The organism is Micromonospora sp. NPDC004540, assembly GCF_040610095.1.
In the GTDB taxonomy this organism is placed as follows: Bacteria; Actinomycetota; Actinomycetes; order Mycobacteriales; family Micromonosporaceae; genus Micromonospora.
This window is the reverse complement of record NZ_JBEXLR010000012.1, coordinates 1-19,791: the sequence shown is the minus strand read 5'-3', so window position 1 is coordinate 19,791 and position 19,791 is coordinate 1. Positions and strand designations below refer to the sequence as shown.

The 19,791-nt window shown below is 68.0% G+C and carries 18 protein-coding genes and 2 pseudogenes; 9 read left to right on the top strand and 11 right to left on the bottom strand.

Going from position 1 to position 19,791, the window contains the following annotated elements:
* The first annotated feature begins 29 nt into the window (after positions 1-29).
* Positions 30-572 (top strand): DNA (cytosine-5-)-methyltransferase, encoded by a 543-nt coding sequence (gene dcm, locus ABZV78_RS06490; protein WP_355635898.1) that lies wholly within the window; start codon positions 30-32, stop codon positions 570-572.
* Positions 573-1,367: 795 nt separating this feature from the next.
* Here dcm and ABZV78_RS06485 read toward each other — a convergent pair.
* The 3 genes and pseudogenes from ABZV78_RS06485 to ABZV78_RS06475 form a co-directional block, all read right to left on the bottom strand.
* The gene (locus ABZV78_RS06485; RefSeq protein ID WP_355635897.1) at positions 1,368-1,781 is read right to left on the bottom strand and encodes a DUF6069 family protein; all 414 of its coding nucleotides are present in this window, start codon (positions 1,779-1,781) and stop codon (positions 1,368-1,370) included.
* Positions 1,782-2,044: 263 nt separating this feature from the next.
* Positions 2,045-2,215 (bottom strand): annotated as a pseudogene (locus tag ABZV78_RS06480) (cellulose binding domain-containing protein); the annotation flags it as partial.
* A gap of 17 nt (positions 2,216-2,232) precedes the next feature.
* The gene (locus tag ABZV78_RS06475; protein ID WP_355635895.1) at positions 2,233-2,844 is read right to left on the bottom strand and encodes a hypothetical protein; all 612 of its coding nucleotides are present in this window, start codon (positions 2,842-2,844) and stop codon (positions 2,233-2,235) included.
* Between the two features lie 94 nt (positions 2,845-2,938).
* Between ABZV78_RS06475 and ABZV78_RS06470 the strand changes: the two genes are divergently transcribed.
* Together ABZV78_RS06470 and ABZV78_RS06465 are read left to right on the top strand one after the other, a co-directional pair.
* Positions 2,939-3,280, top strand: a complete 342-nt coding sequence (locus ABZV78_RS06470; RefSeq protein ID WP_355635893.1) for a helix-turn-helix domain-containing protein — start codon at positions 2,939-2,941, stop codon at positions 3,278-3,280.
* Between the two features lie 674 nt (positions 3,281-3,954).
* On the top strand, positions 3,955-4,587 hold the full coding sequence (locus tag ABZV78_RS06465; protein ID WP_355635891.1) for a hypothetical protein: 633 nt from the start codon (positions 3,955-3,957) through the stop codon (positions 4,585-4,587).
* A gap of 538 nt (positions 4,588-5,125) precedes the next feature.
* On the opposite strand, the gene ABZV78_RS06460 is transcribed toward ABZV78_RS06465, so the two are convergent.
* Both ABZV78_RS06460 and ABZV78_RS06455 read right to left on the bottom strand, forming a co-directional pair.
* Positions 5,126-8,131 carry a family 16 glycoside hydrolase gene (locus ABZV78_RS06460; protein ID WP_355635889.1) on the bottom strand — a complete coding sequence of 1,002 codons (3,006 nt, stop codon included), beginning with the start codon at positions 8,129-8,131 and terminating at the stop codon, positions 5,126-5,128.
* A gap of 522 nt (positions 8,132-8,653) precedes the next feature.
* Complete coding sequence (locus ABZV78_RS06455; protein WP_355635888.1) at positions 8,654-8,875, bottom strand: hypothetical protein; 222 nt, start codon at positions 8,873-8,875, stop codon at positions 8,654-8,656.
* Positions 8,876-9,589: 714 nt separating this feature from the next.
* Between ABZV78_RS06455 and ABZV78_RS06450 the strand changes: the two genes are divergently transcribed.
* Positions 9,590-10,417, top strand: coding sequence for a hypothetical protein (locus ABZV78_RS06450; RefSeq protein ID WP_355635886.1), 828 nt, complete (start codon positions 9,590-9,592; stop codon positions 10,415-10,417).
* Between the two features lie 212 nt (positions 10,418-10,629).
* Positions 10,630-11,511, top strand: a complete 882-nt coding sequence (locus tag ABZV78_RS06445) for a DUF1963 domain-containing protein (protein ID WP_355635884.1) — start codon at positions 10,630-10,632, stop codon at positions 11,509-11,511.
* A 207-nt stretch (positions 11,512-11,718) separates the two neighbouring features.
* Here the strand turns inward: ABZV78_RS06445 and ABZV78_RS06440 are convergent, their stop codons facing one another.
* Both ABZV78_RS06440 and ABZV78_RS06435 read right to left on the bottom strand, forming a co-directional pair.
* The gene (locus ABZV78_RS06440) at positions 11,719-11,934 is read right to left on the bottom strand and encodes a hypothetical protein (protein ID WP_355636017.1); all 216 of its coding nucleotides are present in this window, start codon (positions 11,932-11,934) and stop codon (positions 11,719-11,721) included.
* 76 nt (positions 11,935-12,010) lie between these two features.
* A pseudogene (locus tag ABZV78_RS06435) lies at positions 12,011-12,160 on the bottom strand (hypothetical protein); the annotation flags it as partial.
* A 199-nt stretch (positions 12,161-12,359) separates the two neighbouring features.
* On the opposite strand from ABZV78_RS06435, the gene ABZV78_RS06430 reads away from it, so the two are divergent.
* A complete protein-coding gene (locus ABZV78_RS06430; RefSeq protein ID WP_355635883.1) occupies positions 12,360-13,046 on the top strand; it encodes a hypothetical protein in 687 nt (228 codons plus the stop codon).
* Between the two features lie 174 nt (positions 13,047-13,220).
* Here the strand turns inward: ABZV78_RS06430 and ABZV78_RS06425 are convergent, their stop codons facing one another.
* Together ABZV78_RS06425 and ABZV78_RS06420 are read right to left on the bottom strand one after the other, a co-directional pair.
* Complete coding sequence (locus ABZV78_RS06425) at positions 13,221-13,829, bottom strand: DUF4839 domain-containing protein (protein ID WP_355635881.1); 609 nt, start codon at positions 13,827-13,829, stop codon at positions 13,221-13,223.
* A 489-nt stretch (positions 13,830-14,318) separates the two neighbouring features.
* Positions 14,319-15,059 (bottom strand): alpha/beta hydrolase, encoded by a 741-nt coding sequence (locus tag ABZV78_RS06420; protein WP_355635879.1) that lies wholly within the window; start codon positions 15,057-15,059, stop codon positions 14,319-14,321.
* 56 nt (positions 15,060-15,115) lie between these two features.
* On the opposite strand from ABZV78_RS06420, the gene ABZV78_RS06415 reads away from it, so the two are divergent.
* Positions 15,116-16,078, top strand: coding sequence for a YafY family protein (locus ABZV78_RS06415; protein WP_355636011.1), 963 nt, complete (start codon positions 15,116-15,118; stop codon positions 16,076-16,078).
* Between the two features lie 141 nt (positions 16,079-16,219).
* Here ABZV78_RS06415 and ABZV78_RS06410 read toward each other — a convergent pair whose 3' ends face one another.
* Positions 16,220-16,978, bottom strand: a complete 759-nt coding sequence (locus tag ABZV78_RS06410; protein WP_355635877.1) for a methyltransferase domain-containing protein — start codon at positions 16,976-16,978, stop codon at positions 16,220-16,222.
* A gap of 137 nt (positions 16,979-17,115) precedes the next feature.
* On the opposite strand from ABZV78_RS06410, the gene ABZV78_RS06405 reads away from it, so the two are divergent.
* Together ABZV78_RS06405 and ABZV78_RS06400 are read left to right on the top strand one after the other, a co-directional pair.
* Complete coding sequence (locus ABZV78_RS06405) at positions 17,116-18,033, top strand: tyrosine-type recombinase/integrase (RefSeq protein ID WP_355635875.1); 918 nt, start codon at positions 17,116-17,118, stop codon at positions 18,031-18,033.
* A gap of 149 nt (positions 18,034-18,182) precedes the next feature.
* Entirely contained in the window at positions 18,183-19,010 is an 828-nt protein-coding gene (locus ABZV78_RS06400; protein ID WP_355635873.1) for a hypothetical protein, read from the top strand.
* 177 nt (positions 19,011-19,187) lie between these two features.
* Here the strand turns inward: ABZV78_RS06400 and ABZV78_RS06395 are convergent, their stop codons facing one another.
* Entirely contained in the window at positions 19,188-19,631 is a 444-nt protein-coding gene (locus ABZV78_RS06395; protein ID WP_355635871.1) for a hypothetical protein, read from the bottom strand.
* Positions 19,632-19,791: the final 160 nt, after the last annotated feature.

Below are 19,791 nucleotides of genomic sequence, written 5' to 3'. Positions count from 1 at the left end.
CGCGACGGCCGTGCCGGAGCGGGAGGTGCGTGATTGACCACAGACCCGCACCGCGCATCGGATCGTTGTGCACCGGATACGGCGGCCTTGACCTGGCCGTCGAACTGGTGCTCGGCGGCCACCTCGCCTGGTACGCCGAAACCGACCGGCACGCCCGCACCGTTTGCGCCCACCACTGGCCGCATGTGCCCAACCTCGGCGACATCCGCACCATCGACTGGACCCACGTGCCGCCCGTCGACGTCCTCACCGCAGGGTTCCCCTGCCAGGACATCTCCAACGCCGGCAAACGCGCCGGCATCACCGGACCCCACTCCAACCTCTGGCACCACATCCCTACAGCCCTTCGCGTCCTTCGACCACCGCTCGTGTTCGTGGAAAACGTGGCCGCCCTGCGCAGACGGGGACTCGACGTCGTCCACGCCGACCTGGCCGCGCTCGGGTACGACACGAGCTGGCTATGCCTACGCGCATCCGACATCGGCGCACCCCACCGACGCGACCGACTGTTCCTGCTCGCCACCATCCGCGGGGGAGAGGCTCCGCACGCTGCCCACCCCGTGTGCCCGTGACGGCAAAGGACCCGGCCACCAGCATGGGCTGCCCGACCTCATCGAACCGCACGCACCCGCCACACCCTGCTGCCGACACCACGCGCCAGCGACACCGGCACCCCGGGCCGCCGCGCCGGCCCAGGGTTCCGCCCGCCGCTGTCCCAGGTACTCCTACCGACCCCCCGCGCGACTGACGGACACAAGGGCTGTCCCGGGCAACGCGGATCCCACGGGGACCTCACCCTGCCCTCGGCAGCCGTGCGCATCCCACCACCCAGCCTGCCGACACCCCGAGCCTCCGACGCCCGAGGCCCCGGCCACCACGGCGCCGGTGGACCCGATCTGCGCACCACCGTCGCCCACCTCACCACCGGCAGTCTCGGCACACCCGATGAAGCCATCTGGGGCGTCTACGCCCCGGCCGTCGCCCGATGGGAACGCTTGACCGGCCGACCCGTACCCGCGCCCACCCAACCCGGCCAGCACGGCAGACCCGTCCTCGCGCCACCGTTCGTGGAATGGCTCATGGGCCTACCCGACCGGTGGGTCACCGACCCAGTGCTCGACCTATCCCGAACCGGCGCGCTGCGCGTCCTCGGCAACGGCGTTGTCCCCGCCCAAGCAGCGGCCGCCCTGCGCCTCCTGCTGTGCCGCCACCACTAACCGCCCACCACACATCACGCGGCTCTTCGCGGGCGGACCAGCCGGCCGCCCGCGAAGAGCCACGCCCCGCCCTTGCCAGCCACTCCCACTGAGAAGCCGGACATGCACGCCAACCCCCGACGATGGACTCAGACATGCAGGGTGGGCCGGTCAGGCGGCGAGTCGGCGCGCGACAGCCGGGATCACGATCGCGGCCGCGACCAGGTGGGTGAGCATCAGCAGCACCTTGGTGGCCGCCCCGGCATCGGCGATCACGTCCGGCGCCAGCGACAGAACCGTCAGCATCACCGTCGTGCGGACGAACGTCCGCCGCGGACGCCGGGCGAAACGGAACAGCAGCGCGGCGATGACGACGCCGAGCAGCGAAAAGGCAGCGGTCAGCACGCCGAACCCCGCCACCGGGATCGGGGCACCGCCCAGATCGAGGCTGACCCCTGCCGCGTGGCCGGCGGCGGCGACGGCCATGGTGGCGGCGCTCGCGGCAACCGCGGCGATGACGCCGGCCCGGATCATCACACCGAAGGTCGAAGTGGTGGCGTGGGTCGTGTTCGCGGTGGTGGTCATCGTGCCCTCCAGTGGGTGTTTGGACCGGCTCGGTACCGGGCTCTCACCAGGACGACGAAGAGGACCAACCCCAATCGACAAGCACGCCCAAATCTTTTTTCGAAGACATTCGCCACCGGTATACGGCGAGGCAATCCCCGCCCATGCGGTGACGTTCGCTCACCCGTCATTCCGGCGCCGGCCGGTCCGGCCCGTACCGCAGGACGGGGACGGGCCCGGCGCGGAGAGTGGTCCTCCGCTCCGGGCCGCGGGATCGGGTGGGGTCAGCCGGCCGCGCAGGTGGCCGTCGCGCCCGGGCCGGTGCCGGTGCCCTGGAAGCCGAAGTTGGTCGACTCCTGGGCGCCGACGTGTCCGTTGTAGCTCACGTTGGTTAACCGGACGGTTCCGTTGGTGCCACTGGCCTGGGCGTTCCAAGCGCCGGTGACCGCGGCGCCGAGGTTGAAAAGGAAGTTCAGCTGGCATGGTCAATTCGGTTGTCCACGGCGATCCAGTTCGTTTCCCACGTCTCCCCGGCGTCGTCTGAGAAGGCCTGCTCGAATCTCGCCTTGTCCGGGCCCTGCCGGAAGATGAGGAAGCGCACCTTGATCGCACGTCCCCCGAGTTGGTCGTCGCCGTAGAACTCGGCGACACCGTCGTGGAACCCGCCGTACACGGACGGGGTGAGCAGGCCATCGCGGATGTTCACGAAGGTCAGGCTCCAGCGCCCCGCCTGGGGTTCATAGAGCCGCAGATTGAGGCCCTCGATCCGTCCGTTCGGCCCCGAGACCTTGAGTTCGACGACATGCGCATGCCGGTCCAGCAGTGGGCGCACGACGCTCGTACCCTCGAAGTGGAGCCATTCATCCTCGGATTCCGAGAGCGGATCGGCGAGGACCCGCACCTTGGTATGCCAGGCACCGATCTCCCAGTCGAAGTCACGTTGGCCGTCCTCGACAGCCGCCGAAGCCCTGAGGGGAGCCGCCACCGCGTCGCCCGACGCCGCTATCACGGTCAGCATGAGAAGCGACAGGCACGGGACCAGGATCTGCTTGTACGGCGCGGTGATCTTGGTGTGAAGGTTCATGATCCGACTATCTGAGCGGAGCACGCCCATGAACAAGAAGGCACCTGCAGGTAACCCCTCACCGTCGCGTCCCAATCCTCTACCCGGCTGCCCAATGTCCGCGGCGTTCGCCGCGATCGGTGGAAAGTGGAAGCTGACCCTTCTGTACTGGCTAGCCCATGGCGAGTGCCACTTCGCCGGCCTCCGCCGTCTGGGCGCGCCGATCACGCCCAAAGTGCTGGCCGAGCAGCTGCGCGAGCTCGAGGCTGACGGGCTCGTCGAGCGCGTCGTGACCGGACCCATCCCGGCGCCAATCATCTACAGGCTCACCTCCTACGGCACCACGGTTTTGCCCGTCGTGGAAGGCGTCCGGGTCTGGGGCGAGGCGCACCTTCAGCGCACCAACGACCAGGCCACACCCGACGAGTCGATGCGTTGCACGCACGCGATCGCGTAGGCCCGCGGCTGGCCGTGGACTGGCGACTGTGGGGGACTTTGGATCTAACGGTGCTTCCGGGCCGACCCGCCGGGCCTCGTGCCCGGCGAGGAGTGCGCCGTCGTGACCGTGACACCGAACCATGTGGCACCACATGATCTTTAGCTGGAACGCGTTACGGGCCAAAAGGTCACCCTCATCGTCCGCGACGAACCAACCGCCGCATCAGCTGCCACTGATCCACCAACGCCACGTCAACACCAGCCACCGCGCTGCGCCGCGGTGATACAGCCGCCAGCGGGACGACCTGATCGACCTGCCCGGCGAGTTCCTCGCTGTCTCCCGGTCGGTGGGGCTGATTCCGGTGCAGCGGTGCGCGGCGATGCTCGCAGCCGTCCGTGACGGGCAGATCGTGTACTGGGCCAACATGTTCGGGCTCCTCGCCGTTCGCCACGCCAGGGACGACGGCATCCCTGTGCACCTGGTGGCGCACGAGGACGTGCTGGTCCTGCGGGCGCTGCGGAAACGCGTTGCCGCGATTCCGTCACTACGGAGGGTGGCGGTTGTCTTGACAGGCGTAGGCGTAGCGCCGAGGAGTTGCCAGCGCTGCAGGTCACCCGTCGACAAAGTGATGGGAGGACGTCGAGCGGATCCCTGATGGCCCGTGGTCGCGGATGTCCGGCATGATGACCGTCATGGACGTCGAGGAACTGATCGCGCGCCATCCGCGGGTCTTCCACACGATGTCGGCGACCGCGTGGCCATCGGTCCAGCGACACGGCCTCCTGTCCACGCACCAACTGCTCAATCTCTTCAACCTAGGCGCCGCCGAGCGTGACCGACTCCTGAACGCCCCTCGCAAGCAGTCCACCGTTCTGCGCGCACCCGGCCTGCCGCCTGCCGTGATCCGCGACCAGAGGCCGATGAAATTCGTCGCGGAGAAGATTGATCCAAGCTCTTCGCTGACCGAGTACCTCGCGGCCATCAACTCGCGGGTCTTCTTCTGGGCCAGCGCCGAGCGGCTGGACCGGCTGCGTCAAGCGAAGGAATACCGCACCGAGAACCAGGTGGTCCTGCACGTCGACACCCGCGCCCTCGTCGAGCGACACGGCCCACGAATCGAACTGTGCCGGCTCAACTCCGGGGCTGTGACGCAGAAGAACCACCCCATGAGGGGCCATCGATCCTGGCTACCGATCGCCGACTACCCCTACGCCGAGTACCGCCGCCGGTACGGCCGCGACGGCGCCTTGGTCGAGGTCACCGTGTTGGGCGCCGTCCCGGACATCCTCGACCTGACCGACAAGATCGAAGGCACTATCGGCTGAGACCTACACCCATCCCCGGTCACAGGACTGCATCCCGCTCCACGGCAGGCCGGCGCTCGTACGCCTGCTCGGGATCAGCCCGCACCAACCCGCCGGGGCTTCGTCGTCCTCTACGACTCCAGTGACCACCACTATCAGGACCGATAAGCGGGCAGGACGCGCGTTCATCAGCCCTACAAGCCCGGCCCCGCGTGCGGCGCGGCCTACCTGAAATGCAGTCGCCAGGGATCACAGACCACTGGATTTGGCGAGAGAAGCGGGGGCCATGACGGACTACGGCCTCGTGGTGGGCAAGGTCGACCAGGGGCGGTCAGTCGAGCGGCTGGTGGACCTGGTTGTCGGGGGTGACCGGGCGATGGTCCACACCGGTCGGTCGTCGGCGTGAAGTCTCCAGATGTCACCGCGACGCCCTGAATCAACCGTCATTGCCACGACCACCTCCGTTGTGCCAGGGCACAAGCTGTCGGGCCATCCAGGCCGCGGGCGGCCGGGCCGGCGAACCGGTACCCGACCGCCCGCGTTCTGATCGCTGGCGAACCTACAGGTCCAGGGGCTCGATCCAGATGTTGCGGTACTGGACCGGGTTGCCGTGATCCTGCAGCCGGATGGCACCCGTCGCCGGGCCTTCGGGCCGGCTGCTGCCGGTCGGGCCGAGGATCTCGACGTCGTCCTGCACCTTCACGCCGTTCCAGACCACCGTGACGCGCGGGTTCTCGACCTTCTTGCCGGCCGCGTCGTAGCGGGCCTGCCGGTAGACGATGTCGTACGTCTGCCAGGTCTCGGGCGGCAGCGCCGCGTTCACGTCGGGGGCCTTCTGGTTGTAGATGGCCGCGGCGTCGTTCTTCTGGGGCGGGTCGATGCCGAACGAGTCCAGTATCTGGATCTCGTAGCGATCCTGCAGGAACACGCCGCTGTTGGCGCGCGCCTGGCCGGTCACGTCCGGCGGGTACAGCGGCAGGTTGAACTCGAGGTGCAGCCGGAAGTCCCCGAAGGCCTGCAACGTGCGCAGGTCACCGTTGCGCACCGTCATGGCGCCGTCGGCGACGGTCCAGGTCGGTTCGCGTCCGTCGGTGTGTTGCCATTCGGTGAGCTCGCGTCCGTTGAACAGTGCGATGCGCTTGCCGTGCGGCCGCACCGCGAGCACGTCGAGATTCACGTGTCCGGAGTCCGCGGCCTCCTTGCGGTACTCGACCAAGTTGCGCCCCTTGTTCAGCGGCACGGTGGTGGTAACCGTCCCCCATTCCTCCCAAGTCACGGTCGAGGGGAAGACCGTCTGCTCGACGCGTTCGCCGTTGACGTACAAGCTCAGCTGTTTCTGCCCTGAGTAGGGGTTCGGGCCGTTGCTGTAGCGCATCGCCAGGTCGTAGCTGCCGCTCTCGCCGACGTCGACGGAGATCCGGGTCGACGAGCCGTTCTCGGTGAACCCGGCGGCGAAGCCCGCGCCGGAGTAGGCGGCGTGGTCGGTGGCCATACCGACCGCGACAGTTCGGCCCTCTTCGGCCTCGAAGAATGTCTGCGGTTGCACCACGCGGCCCGGGATCTCGTTGAGCGTGTACCAGGCCTCAGTGTTCCACAGCTCCTCGCCGCTGGCGGAGGAGAACGGACGCGGAGAGCGTACGTGCACGACGCGGTTCTCCTTCAGGCCCGGGATCTGCAGCTTGACCGTGCGGCCGTCGGCCGACAGCTCGGCCTTGGCCACCTTGAGCGTCTCCAGCTCGAGCTTCGGACCGCCGTACTGGCTCGTGGCGCCGTAGCGCCACTGTTCCACCTGGTACGCGTCGGCGAGCTGCTGCGCGGTCTCGGCGGACAGCGGCTCGGTGTACTCCAGCTCGAATCCGACGTGCGACGCGCGCATCTGCTTGACCTCGAAGACCGAGGTGCCGTTGGGTGTCAGCTTCTGCAGGCCGTAGGTGAGCTTGCCCTCCTGGCCCCAGTTGCCGCCGGCGCCCAGGCCGCCGACGTAGAGCGCGCCGTCGGGGCCGAGGGCCACCTCGTTGATGCCGGACTCCAGGCCCTGCGTGTGCCGGAACACCGCACCCTGGTACTGGCCCTCGATCTCTTCCAGGAAGACGCGCTGCAGTCCGCCGTAGGTCACGTCACCGACGACCAGCTGCCCTGCGTACGGCCCCTGCTTCAGCAGCACCGGCGTGGACGGCGAGTTGGCGATCTCGTTCTGCGGCAGCCAGACGATGGGACGGGTCACCGCTTTGTCGTCATACGGGCCCGCGGGGGTGGTGTAGTGGTTGTAGAACGCCCCTTGCTTGATCTGGACCAGCTTGTTCGCGGGCAACCAGCCCCCCTGGTTGTCGGTGACGAGGACCTCGCCGCGCGGTCCCCAGCCGATGCCGTTGGGGGTGCGCAGGCCGCCGGCGACGTACGTGATCTCGCCGGTCGCGGCGTTCACCTTGATCGACGTGCCGCGGTTGCGCGCCGGCTGGGGCACGGTGGTGGCGCCACCAAGGTTGATGGCGACTGACAGGTTGAGATAGAAGTACCCGTCCCGGTAGAGCAGGCCGAACGCGAACTCGTGGAAGTTGCCGCCCCACGGCCAGGTTGCCACCGTCCGGTAGTCATCGGCGACGCCGTCGCCGTCGGTGTCGCGCAGGGCGGTCAGCTCGTGCTTCTGGCTGACGTAGACGGTGCCGTCGACCACCGCCACTCCCTGCGGTTCGCGCAGCCCTTGCGCGAACTTGCGGTAGGTGACCTGTCCGGGGCCGCTCTTGCCGGTGACGCCCTCGACCAGGTAGACCTCGCCGGTCGCGTTGTCGGTGCCGCCCCAGGTCGAGATCACCAGGTCGCCGTCGGGCAGGAAGGCCATGCCGGTGACCTGCGGCTTGAAGCCTTCGGGGCGCAGGTCGGTGAGCGTGTAGCCGGGGTGTACCCGATCCAGGGGAAGGCCGTCTCCCGCCGAGTCGGTCGCACCCTCGCAGTACTTCCATCCCGGGGCGGTGACGCGTACGACGTCGGCCTCGGTGCTCAACGCGGAGGTCGGCACGAGCTCGAATCCGCTCGCGCCCGGGGGACGCCACTCCAGCCGCAGCACCTGGCCGCCGCCGTTCTCGAAGAACTCGACGAACAACGGGTGCAGGCCGGCGGTCAGGGTGAGCGACCCTTCCTTGGAGGTTTCGCCGTGCAGGCCGTCGTGGTCGACGACGAGCTTGTCGTCGATCGTCAGCCGCGATCCGTCGTCGCTGGTGAGGCGGAACGTGTACTCCCCGGCGGTGGGCACGGTGAGGTTGGCGATGGCGTGGCTGATGAACCGGTCGGACAGACCGAACTCGTCGGTGCTGGTCCAGTTGATCTGCGGCATCAGCTTGTCGACGTTCGGAGTCTGTGCGGGTTTGAGGGTGCACAGCGCCGACAGTGGTACGCCCATGTCGTATGAGCGCAGGGTGACGCCGGGTTCCTGGGGCGGGACGTCGGCGTTGACGGGCGCCGCCGCGGACTGGGTGACGGGGACGGCAGCGAGCAGGGTCGCCAAAGCGGCACCTGCGGCCGCGAGCGCGGCTCTCCGGCGTCGGTGCCGGCCGTTCGGTGCGGTCATGGTTCCTCCTGGTGCGAGTGGTGGGGAGCCCGGTCGGGAGGATCCGTGGGGCTCGCCTCCCTTGGACCGGCGTCTTCGATCTCGCAGCACAAAAGATCGATGAGCCACACGCTAATCTTTAGATCGATACGATTCAACTTCTGAATTTTTGGATGAAAGTAGGCCCCTCCGGGATGGGTGCCGAACCGCCGAAAGGTCAGGGCTTGTCGATCAGCTCGGCCAGTGCGGCATCGCCCTGCCCGATGATCGAGGCGCCCGGATGGTCGACCAGCGCGACGAAGTGCCACCGCAGAGCCGACAGCACCTGGTCAGCCGGTCCGGCCGTTCATCTGCGCTCGATCGCCTCGGAACGGCAGGGGACGCCGCGGCCGGTGGGCTGGCCAATATGCCCAGGCCACTGGCACCGGCCGCCGGCGTTTGGCGTGGCCGCGCCCCGCCGGTGGGTTCCGGCTGGCGCCGGAGCCCGCCGACTAGTCCGCAGAAACCGCCGCCACCCCGGAGCGCTCACGGGCGCGTCGCCCTTCAATTGGTGTCTTCAATATTTGCCTGCTCAACCTGGGCCGGGTCGCCCCCGGCGGCCATGTAGCGCAGGCCGCCGATGACCAGGAACATCGTCGCGACCAACGCGATGATGCCCATGACCCAGCCAGTGATGTTGGAAATGACCTGGGCAATGGACTTCGGGCCTCCACCACCAGGGGCGGCGGCCAAAACCAGGTCGTTCAGAGCAGAGATCGTGTGCATTGCAGCGCTCCACAGGGATGTGTGGGCCGCCGCGGTGGGGACGGGGCGAAGGACCGTGAGGTCCGGTGGGGGCTCTCCTCCCTTGCGCGTAGCGAAGGGCTGCCGTGTGTCAGTACGCCGCGCCAGCCATGCCGGACCGATAGCCTCGCCGGACAAGTGGTCCCCACCCGGCGGGCATGCCGTGGATGACATGCACCGCCCAGATCTCGGCTGTCAGCTCCAATGAACTCGCCGCCCGCCTGTCACACCCTGACAAGACCGGTCAGCGACTCATGTTGCCGGGCGAGGTTGGCGCGGACCGGAAGCGCAGAGGGGCCGCCCCAGGACTTCGCCCGAGACGGCCTGGCGCAACACTGAGCCAGGGAATCGGCGCAGGGGACGAGTGCAGTGCCAGGTACCGCCGAAAGGCAACTTTTCAGCCAGGTCGGCCTACCTGTAGCAATGGGCAAGTTGACGCCCGCGGGATTCCATGGCCAGCCCGGGTCACCAATCCTGGGTGACGGAACCCCGACCGCGGCACAGCTTGGCTTCCGGACCTGCCGACAGTAGGGGCGTCGGGCGCGAGCCGAGGATCGTGGGGGTCCGATTCGACGAAGATCATTGGCACTACGCCAGCCGATCCCGCTGCACCTCACCGGCTGTAAGCTGCCCTCGTCTTCGCGGACGTCTGAAAACGTTACTCGTCAACTCGCAGCGGTAGGAGAGTTCTGGCAGATGACGTCGGGCAACGGTTGGCGCTGGTGGCTGAGCGTGGCCGGTGTTGGGCTCGGATCGTTGCCGCTGTGGCAAGGTACGCCGCTGCTCGCTGTAGTGGCGGCGATTTGCGGTCTGACCATAGTCGGTGGGTGGGCATGGGGTACTCGTGCTGGCCGTGCGACCGGCGTGACCCTTGGTTTCGGTTGGATCGCCGCACTGATCACCACGTTCGCCGTCTCGCAATGGCCTCACCACCTGATTGCCGCACCGTGGCTTGACTGGTTCGTGGTGTGGTTGCTGATCGGCGGTGTGTGCCTGGCTGCGTTGGTCATCGACTGGAGCGTGCACGCTCTCTCGGCTGGTCACCGGATCGAACACACTTCGCTGGCCGTCCACGCGCGGTGGGTCGCCTCTGTGGCACCGCTCGCCGGCATGGTGCTTCTGTGCGGCTGTGGGCTCGGCCTGGTCCAAACCGACGGCGATGGTTCACTGCGGGTCGCCGTCCGAGCCGACGAGGTCCTTCCGTTACCGGCGTCGCTGCACCTGGTATCAGCCGACGAATGCGCCGATGGCGGCAGCAGTGGCAACTGTACGGCCGAGTTCGTGGTGACGGCCGCCGACGGTGCCGGCCGGGCAACGACGGTGACCCGGCTCGTCGAGCACCTTCGCAGCCGCGGTTGGCCACTTGAGCCACAACGTGGCCTCTATACTGGCGACCGCGAGACCGGCGGCATCCTGAACTGGACGCCGCACCATGCGTGGCTGTACGTCGACGCCGACGCGACATCCATCCTGCGATCGGCGCCACCGCCCGACGCGGTGGTCGTCTACATCGATAACCTCTGACACAGCCGCGGCCCTTGCGGTGCTCGCCAGCAGCGCACTACTCACGGCGTTCGCCCATTGCCGCGATCAGGGCGCCGGCTCACCGGTCGCTGAACGACCGGATCTGCCGAAATGTGCGCACCCGATCACGGCGGCAGCGATGCCGACGACAGCGCCTGCGGGCCGTGGGGCACCCGGTCGCCGGGCTCGCCCTCGTGGCACCATGTTGCGCTATGGATCATCAGGGGCAGCTTCGTCGTGCAGCGCTCGCGTTGGGCATCCCGGACGACGAGGTCAGCCGGTTCATCCAGCACCTCCGTTTGTCGATCCGGTTGAGCGGAGGATCCAGCGATGTTCCGGTCGGGCAGTTCGGCGGGCTGCCCCGGCTGCCGGTGGGCATGGACTGGCCGTCCGACGGTGTCAGTCCGTTGCCGTTCATCTTCTCGGTCGACTGTGCGGCGCTGCCAAGAGTCGACGGCTCCGGCCTGCCGGCAGACGGCTCGCTGCTGTTCTTCCTGAACCACGAGCAGGCCGCTGCCACCGGGGAGCGGAGGTACGGGCGAGTCGTGTATGTGCCGGCCGGCACCGATACCGAGGTGGCGGCAGGATCCACCGACCACGCGTTCGTCGACAAGCAGTACGACGTCGGTGCCACGCTGCGCGCGGAGTTCCCCGATTGGTTCGGGACGGACGAGGACGAGGAGGACGAGGACGACCTGTCGCCCTTCCAGCAGCAGTTGGCCCGTGACCTCGAGCGTGACCTGCCGCACCTTGACGAACTCTGTGCTCTGGCCAACGATCTCTGGCCGCCTGACAACGGGTACGCCAGCGCCTATATCGGCGGGTACGCCGACGAGGAGGTAATCAGGAGTATTGCCGAGCAGACCCTTGCGTGGCGCGAGAAGACCGGCGAGATCGTCATCCCGGTCGCGAAATGGTATTCCCATGTGGAGAAGGAGGCGCACCGGCTGACGATTGAGTGGGTGTCGCTCGCCCGCTTTCCCGTAGAAAACGAGTTCTATTACCGGAGCGACGGGAGTTTCGTGATCCGTCACGACGACCTGGCCGCTGGTCGGCTGGACGAGGCGCTTTCCGTGGCTGAGTTGATCCCATAGAACACCGGTGGCGCCGGATACGGCCACGATCTGCGGTGCCGGCGATGCCGACGCCAGATGCTGGGCATCCGCTATTGCCGATGACAGTGTGTGTCGGGGTTGCCGTGGACGCATACCCGTCCAAGGCGTCGATGTAGCGCTGGTCAGCTGATGCAGCGAGCACGACCGGTGCGTCGCTACATCGACCGCCGAGCCCCTTCGTTCGGCTCAGGGCCGCGGGATGGGTAGTTCACGAAGCGGATCGCCGCCGTCGATGAAGAGCCGGGCGTCTGCCTTGGTCGCCCCGGCGATATGCTGCAGCACCCGCTGACCGATCTCGGGGTGGCGCCCGTCGAGGGCGCCAACGCGGACGGCGAACACGATCTCGTACGGCTCTTCTTGGGTCTGCAGGACGAAGTCTTCGGCAAGCAACGCGGCGGACACCCATACGGCCTGACCTGATCTCGTCCACTGCGGCGGCCTCTGCCTGGGCGATAGCGGTGGCAGACCGGTCGATGGCCAAGATGTGGCCGGTGGTGAGTCGGGCTGCGACCGCTCGTGCGGCCGCCCCGGGCCCGCACCCGATTTCGAGGACGCGGGAGTGCGGGTGGAGCGGAAGCGCGTTCACGATCGCGGCGAGACGGGGCGACAGAGATCCCGGCACGGCCATGAGGATAAGCGACGACTCACCCACACGTGCGCGGCAGCAAACACAGTCATCGCGCGCCTACTCCCTCGCAGCCTGCTCTCTGCCTCGCGCGGGATTCGACGCTTCTGCCTTGCCCTTGGGCGGCAGTTCACTCCCTATCTGACCCGTCGGTGTGGCCTGGCGGCTGCGCCGGCACGGGCCTTGGCGGTAGAACCGGGACGTGACACTCAACTTCTGTCGGGAGCTGTCGGCCGCCGACTGGATCGCCCATAGCGACCTGTCGTGGCAGCGTCTTGTGACCTTCGGCCCTGCGGGCTTCGACGCCTACGCGCGGCTTCGGTTTCTGCCCGATCCGGCACGCCCCGGCCAAAGCGAGAACGACGCCGCCGCGGGCTGGCCCACGGACCAGCTGCCCACTCTTTTCGAGGTGCTGGCCACCCACACCACAACCCCCGAACACTGCTACTTCTGCGTCTGGGAAGGCTTCGGCGACGCCGACGTCGCAGCCGACGACAACGCTGTGTACATCGACGAAGAGAACAGCGGAGCCCCGCTCGAGCGGTCCGGCGGCCAGCCGGGACTGGCGCCCACACCCGCTGCCCAGCCCTCGATGCCGCGTGCACCCAAGGTTGTGGTGCCCAACCGCGCGTACTGGTTGTTTCGAGGGCCGTTAGCCGACGTCGGCACATGGGACACCGCTGCGGGGTGGCCGGGCCAGCGTCGTCTCAGCAACGCCGAGCCGGCGTTCGCCTGGCCCGCTGATCACGCCTGGTGCGTGGCCAAGGACGTCGATCCGCACTGGGCCGGGATCGGCGGGACCCGGGCACTGATCACCCAGCTCACCACCGACCCGCGCCTCGACGTGGTCCCCGCCGACCCCACCCAGGACCAGCCGCTCTACCGATAACAGCCCGTGCCCAGTTGACGAGTGCTTTGCGGCTCCGAAACGTTCACCGGCTGAGTGGGCGGCGTCCGGCTATGCCCTGAAGGGCTCGCCTCGTCGGGGAGCTCTTCGACGGCCGCGCCGGCGCAGCCAGCACCGGCCGACACGCAGCCCGCCGCCTTCTTTGCAGCCACGGTCTTATCTCACCTCAGTGGAAACCGGATCGAGCAGGAAGAGGTCTTGGTTCCCGGCATAGCCCTCTACCTCAGCAGTGATGCGAAGCTTCTGCCCCACGCCAATGGTGTCGGGGATGTTCGAGCCCGTGAGGCGCAGATCGCTGGTGATGTTGACGTCTTTGAACTGGAAGTTGGGCCCAGTAACTCCCGACTCGATGCTATTTCCGGCGAGGACCAAGATGTCGTACCGCGTCTTGTAATCGCCGTGGTGGTTCATTGCGGCAATGGTGCCATCGAATTTGATGGTTCGGCCATTGTACTTAGTCGCGAACTCCTGGAACAGGTCGTGGTTCTCCGCCGCTGCCAAGAGCGCTGCGAGATCCTTGTTGTTCTCCACGGTCAAGACCGCCTCGGCCTTGGGCTCGGCAGCCGCAGGTGTCGGCGAAGGCGCCTGCTCTACCGGCTCTTGCGCTGCCGGGGCTGCCGTCGTGGTGGCAGCCGGAGACGTCGGCGCGTTCCTCTCGTTGATCGCTCCGATAGTGATGATGATGGCGAGAATGGGGAGCAGACCAGCCGCCACCCCAAACCCGACCTTCTGCTCCTTTGTCAGCGGCAGCCTTTGCTTGCTCATAAGTGGATCATAGCCGCGCCCTCAGCGGCTCATCCGCAGCCCTTCCGGGCAGGTGCAACGCCGAGATAGCGCGCTGCGGCCGGTGTGCCGGCCAGGTGCCGAGCAGGCTCGGGACATCGAATCCGTCAAGGCAGTGGCAATCCCAGGGGCTCACTCGACATCTCCGTCACTAGGTGCGTTAGCCAGTCGAGGTAGTCCTTCAGCTGCCGCCCATGGTCGCGCGATCACGACAGTGCCGAGCACCCCAGCGCCGGACGGCTCGAGATTACCGAGGTCGCTTATACCGCCGCCGCGAGGCCGCCCATAAAGCAAGGCCGCGTGCGCGCTTCTGCCGCGATGCGCGCGTTCAGCCCGCCCCCGCCCCCGCCACGTCCGACTCTGCCGAATTGCGGACGTTGCTTTGGGTGCATGCGCCGGGTTGTTCGGTTCCCGTCGTTGACCGCGTACCGCTGCCGGGTGGCCTGGTGTGTGGTCACCCGGCAGCGGCGGTTACGCCGTCAGCCGCGCCTGGTGCAGGGTTGCGGCCAGCTCGACCGGTCGGCTGAGCATCGGCCAATGCCAGGTCGGCAGTTCCTCGTAGCGCCACGCGTCGTCGGCCATGTGGCGGTACAGCGGCAGTGTCGCGGCCATCCCCTGCGCCTGCGCGGCGGTGAAGCTTGACAGCACGCCGAGTCTGGGCAGCTTCTCCCACGCCCCGGTCAGCCGGACCGGGGCGGTGGCGGTCGCCCACGGCTGGTCGACCGACCGCTCGCGCAGCAGCGTGACGATCGAGTCATCCACGTCGGGCGCGCTGGCAGCCAGGTCGGCCCAGGGCGGCGGCGGCAGCCGCCACCCGTCACCGTGGTCGGCCACCAATGCCGCGTTGCGCTCGCGCTCGGCCGGCGGGGTGAACTCGACGTGGGTCACCCCGTCGGGCAGCGGGCCGGTGTCGACATAGACCAGCTGGGCGACGCGGTCGGTGACGCGGTCGGCGGCCGCGGTGACGACGCTACCGGCGTAGCTGTGCCCGACGAGGACCACGTCGCGAAGGTCCTCGTAGCGCAGGAGGTTGACCACGTCGGTGACGTGGACATCGAGGTCGGTGTCGGGACGGGCCAGGTGAGCGCGCTCCCCGAGGCCGGTCAGGCTGATCGGGTACACGTCGTGGCCGTGCCGGCGTAGTTCAGCGGCCGTCGAATGCCAGGCCCAGGTGCCGAGCCAGAACCCGGGGACCAGTACGAATGTCGTCATGCGCGGTACGCTACGGTCAATACCGGACAGTTTCCGCCCGGATTAGGAGGACGTCTTTGGCCAGGCCGACAGCGCGGGTACTGGCCCTGCTAGAGATCCTCCAGTCGGGCGGCGCATTCAACGTCGGCGACCTGGCCCGCCGGCTCGACGTCGACGAGCGCACCGTCCGCCGCTACGCGACCCACCTCCTCGACCTGGGCATCCCGGTCGAAGCGCGCCGTGGCCGCTACGGCGGGTACCGGCTCGCACCCGGATACAAGCTGCCGCCACTCATGCTCACCGACGACGAGGCGGTCGCCATCGCCCTCGGCCTTGCCGCCGGACGCCGCGCGGGCATGGTCACAGCCGATCACGCGGCCACCCAAAGCGCCACCGCCAAGCTGCGCCGGGTACTGCCAGCCGCCCTTGCCCGACGCATCGACGCCCTACTGATCACCATGGACGTCACCGGACCCGTCCGACAACCCGCCCCGCCCGGCACCGAGGTGCTGCTGGTGCTCGCCGAGGCGGCCCGCCACCGACACCCGGTACAGCTGACCTACACCACCTGGCATGGCCACTCCAGCGAGCGCGGCCTCGACCCGTACGGGCTGGTCTTCCACAACGGCCGCTGGTACGTCACCGGTCGCGACCACGCCAGCGGATCCGCGCGGACATTCCGACTCGACCGCATCAGCACTATCCGCGCCACCGACGGGGCGTTCGAGGTACCGGCCGGATTCGACCCCACCGGCCACGTCCTCGCCGGACTGGCCTCGGTGCCCTACGCCCACGACGTCTCGGTCCTGCTGCACACCAGCCTCGCCCAGGCACGGCGGCGGATCCCTCCCTCGGTCGGCACACTCACCGAGGTCGCCAACGGAGTGCGGCTGACCACCCGAGCCGAACACCTCGACGGCGCCGCCCAGATGCTGGCCGGGCTCGGCTGGCCCTTCACCATCGAACGGCCCGCCGAACTCAGAGCCGAGGTGCGCGCGCTGGCCGCTCGCCTACTCACCCACGCAAACGCAGGCGAGTAGGCCGCCACCCGCGTCCCGTCGAAGTTGGTAGGTCGGCCAGCATGAAACATCCGCTTTTGCCGCGAGTCGTGCCGTCATGCGGTTGGCTGAACGGCGGTGACACAAGTGGCTGGGAGTGAGCGACCCCGCGCTGGGCGGCGGTCAGGCGCGAGCCCGCACGCACCAGGCTGAAGCAGAGATGTTGAACGGTGACGGTGGCAGGAGCTGCACACATCGGCGGCGCAGGCCATCGCGCTGCGCATCGTCCAGCCACGCGACATAGGCACCGGCCGGTCCGACCCCGAGCGTGAACGGCTGCCACCAGTCGTCGAATGTGGCGAACCGAACAGTGACGGTCAGCGATATGGGCTCGATGTCCTTCAGGCGTGCTGCTTCGCAAAGCTCGGCCAGGTGACCTTCGCGCGCCCCGGCCAGCTCCGACTCGTCGCGCACATGTGGATCGATGTCGTGCACAGCCCGCCAGAACGTGGCGAGCGGACCGCTGCCTCCGGCGTGATCCCACACGCAGGCGGCGACCAGGCCGCCGGGACGGGTGACCCGAGCCATCTCCGACAGCCCGGACACCGGATCGGCCATGAAGTGCACGACCAGCTGGGCAAGAGCGAGGTCGAAGCTGTCGTCAGGAAAGGGAAGACGTTCAGCCACGGCCGAGCGCACGTCGACCCCGGGCAAGCGCGCGCGGACGGCTGCAACGAACGAGGCGGATGGGTCGACCGCCGAGACGTTGTCTGCGCCCAGACGGTCCACCAGCTGGGCGGTCAGTCCCCCCGGTCCGCACCCGACGTCTAGCGCCCGCTGGCCCGCCTGTACCTGGGCCAGTTCTGCGAACCGCACGGCCAACGGCTCGGAGAACCGACCCATGAACCGGTCATAGGCGTCTGCAGTGACGTTGAAGGTCATGACTGAGAAAGTATGCCCCACGGGCGCGGACCGAGGGCCGATCAAGCGCCGGCGTGGCTACAGCCCGCGGTAGGACATCCGGACACGCCGCTCCGGGCGTGCTGGCGTTCATCGCTGCTGGTGACGCACGGTGATGTATGGCTGCCTTTCCTGCTCCCGCTTGCGGCATCGTACCAACCGATCAGCTCGTTTTGCGCGCTGCGGTGTCCGCCTTCCTGGGCCGCTACCGCGGCCAGACTCGCGTCCATACCGAGTCCGACCTGCGAGTCTTCCTACGCTGGTGCTCCGACCATGACCTCGACCCGCTGGCTGCGGCACGGGCGGACGTCGAGCGGTATCTACGCTGGCTGCAGGACGTACGCCGGTACCAGCCCTCGACGGTCTCGCGGCGCCTGTCCGTCGTCGTCGGGTTCTATCGGGTCTGCGTCATCGACGCGATCCTGGACCACTCGCCGGCCGACTACGTCCGCCGGCCGACGGTGCCGGCCGAATCGCCGACCCTCGGGCTGGGCCACCTGCAGTTCGAGGCACTGATCACTACCGCTCGACTGTCGACCAACCCGAACGACTTCGCCCTGGTCGCGCTTCTGGGCCTGCTCGGTCTGCGGATCTTCGAAGCCTGCGGGCCCAGCATCGCCGACGTGGGCGAGGAGCACGGCCACCGGGTACTGCGCGTGCGCGGCAAGGGTGGCAAGGTCGTGCTGGTCCCGCTGCCACCCGCGGTGGCCCGAGCCATCGACCGGGCCGTCGACGACCGCACCAGCGGGCCGATCCTTCGCAACACCCTCCGGGCGCGGATGGACCGACACGCGGCAACCCGCCGACTCAAGCACCTGGCGGCCACTGCAGGGATACGGATGCCGAGGATGCACCCGCACATGCTGCGCCACACCTTCGTCACAACCATGCTCGACGCTGGCGTGAGCCTGCCCGACGTGCAGATCGCCGCCCGTCACGCCGATCCGCGGACGACCATGCGCTACGACCGCGCCCGCAAGAACCTCGACCGGCACCCCAACTACATCCTCGCCGCCTACATGGCCTCTGGAACGTAGCGGCCGCAACGAGCGGATCTGCCGATGACAGCGCACGTGATCAAGAGGGCTGAGGTGTCGTAGTCGTACGCGCGCTGGCCCTGCGATGCCGGCCACGTCCGGTTAGAAGCCGGTTGTCGCCGCGGTGCGGGTGGCTTAACGTGCGCGGCGTGCCGTCGACGCTGTGGGAGTTCCAAGACTTGTTCGTCGAGCTGCGAGATGGTCCGGCTCCGGGTTGGGGCGGCGAGGTGTTACAGCCCTGGCTTGATAGGCGTCCTCACCTTGTAGCCGAGTTGCACGAGCTGGGCCGTCTGGACAGCCGCCGGGTGCCTGTACCGCGCGAGGGCGACCACTACACGGCCCTGGAAGGGCTGTACGCGTTCAGTCGCATCGTCGACGTGCTGGTGTCGGCGTTTCAACCGGAATCCGAGTTAATGGACGGGACCAGCGGCAAGCCGTGGTGGCGGGGCACCATCCCGGGCACGTCGGCATGGCCGGCGTTTCGCGCGGCGATCAGGGCGGTACCGCTGGCCGAATCGTCATTCCACCCGTTCTTCCACGAGATCGTCGAGGTGCAGGTCAGCGACGACGCCGACGAGCCGCCGAGCGTCATCGGCGAGTTCTGGCCGGGCGCGATCGTCGGCGGCCTGCTGGTGGCCCGAGCAGGCGTGGCGATCCGGGCCGGCGCCCACCACCTCGACGCCGACGTGGCGGCACGCTCGGCACTGTACTGGGCCTGGTGGCGGCGCAACCGCAGAGCGGTGGATCTATCCCACGGATGGGGTCACAACTCCCAGTGGAGCACGGACTTTCGTCGCGACTACATCGCGGAGGGCCACCTGTACTACAACGTCGACGCCGATCCGTCGAGACAGCCGGACCGGGACCTGAACGACGTGGACCGGATCGACCTACTCAGGTACCGGTGCAGCATCCGAACCGATCTAAGCGCCGATCAATGGCCGTTCGACGACACGTTTGTGGAGCAGGCACCATAGATCCGAGCGAGGTGCGTGCATGCTGCGATCCGCGCGCTACCTGGCGTCACGCCGACCTGGCCCGGATGCCGTCCGGAGGTGCCGATGACATCACGTGGCGCTGGGTGCACGAGGTTCATCGCGCCCACCATGCAATCTGGTGGGTGACGCCGCCCGGCGTGGCCTCGAACGCGTCCGCTACTCGTATGTGCGCGCGATCAGCAGCAGCCTTGCTATCAGATGCCAGGTCGGCTGGACCGGTAACGCCTGAGCATTGTTCCGCGCCCACGAGTCCAACGAAGTGGTGAACCTCTGGAGAGCATCCAGGTAACTCTCCAGCGTCCGGTTCTCCCACGCCTCGGGGTCGTGATGGAGATTGGCCTCAAGTGCGAACACGAACCCGGTGAGGTCCTCGTGGGTCTCCACCGTCTCGACGAGCGCGTCGAGGTCCTGGAAGTCGTTGAACCTGCCGAAATCGACTGGCACGGAGACTAGTCCGAACTCACCTGCCAGCGCCGCCCAATCCGGCTCTTGTCGATCCTGGCCATCCCCGTCCCGCATCACCATTAGCCCAGCATGCCGACCACCCACCGGCTGCCGAGCACCTGCGTTGATCCTCGCGAGGACGGTCGCGTCGACCACACCGCTCGATCATGCACCCCGGCACGGGGACCCTACGCCCTGTCATGCCGCCGATCGGGCGCCGTGGGTCTGTCAAGAAAACGGTGTAACACGGGTTGTTGAGGACTACTTGCGGGCTGCGGCGAGTCGGCCTTCGAAGGCCATCTCGAAGGCGTTCAAC

Excerpts from the sequence above, each read along its gene's own strand:
- ABZV78_RS06470 (WP_355635893.1), top strand. The coding sequence starts at position 2,939 with ATGTCCGCGGCGTTCGCCGCGATCGGTGGAAAGTGGAAGCTGACCCTT.
- ABZV78_RS06450 (WP_355635886.1), top strand. The coding sequence starts at position 9,590 with ATGACGTCGGGCAACGGTTGGCGCTGGTGGCTGAGCGTGGCCGGTGTT.
- ABZV78_RS06420 (WP_355635879.1), bottom strand. The coding sequence starts at position 15,059 with ATGACGACATTCGTACTGGTCCCCGGGTTCTGGCTCGGCACCTGGGCC.
- ABZV78_RS06425 (WP_355635881.1), bottom strand. The coding sequence starts at position 13,829 with ATGAGCAAGCAAAGGCTGCCGCTGACAAAGGAGCAGAAGGTCGGGTTT.
- ABZV78_RS06485 (WP_355635897.1), bottom strand. The coding sequence starts at position 1,781 with ATGACCACCACCGCGAACACGACCCACGCCACCACTTCGACCTTCGGT.
- ABZV78_RS06475 (WP_355635895.1), bottom strand. The coding sequence starts at position 2,844 with ATGAACCTTCACACCAAGATCACCGCGCCGTACAAGCAGATCCTGGTC.
- ABZV78_RS06465 (WP_355635891.1), top strand. The coding sequence starts at position 3,955 with ATGGACGTCGAGGAACTGATCGCGCGCCATCCGCGGGTCTTCCACACG.
- ABZV78_RS06445 (WP_355635884.1), top strand. The coding sequence starts at position 10,630 with ATGGATCATCAGGGGCAGCTTCGTCGTGCAGCGCTCGCGTTGGGCATC.
- ABZV78_RS06405 (WP_355635875.1), top strand. The coding sequence starts at position 17,116 with ATGGCTGCCTTTCCTGCTCCCGCTTGCGGCATCGTACCAACCGATCAG.
- ABZV78_RS06455 (WP_355635888.1), bottom strand. The coding sequence starts at position 8,875 with ATGCACACGATCTCTGCTCTGAACGACCTGGTTTTGGCCGCCGCCCCT.
- ABZV78_RS06460 (WP_355635889.1), bottom strand. The coding sequence starts at position 8,131 with ATGACCGCACCGAACGGCCGGCACCGACGCCGGAGAGCCGCGCTCGCG.
- ABZV78_RS06410 (WP_355635877.1), bottom strand. The coding sequence starts at position 16,978 with ATGACCTTCAACGTCACTGCAGACGCCTATGACCGGTTCATGGGTCGG.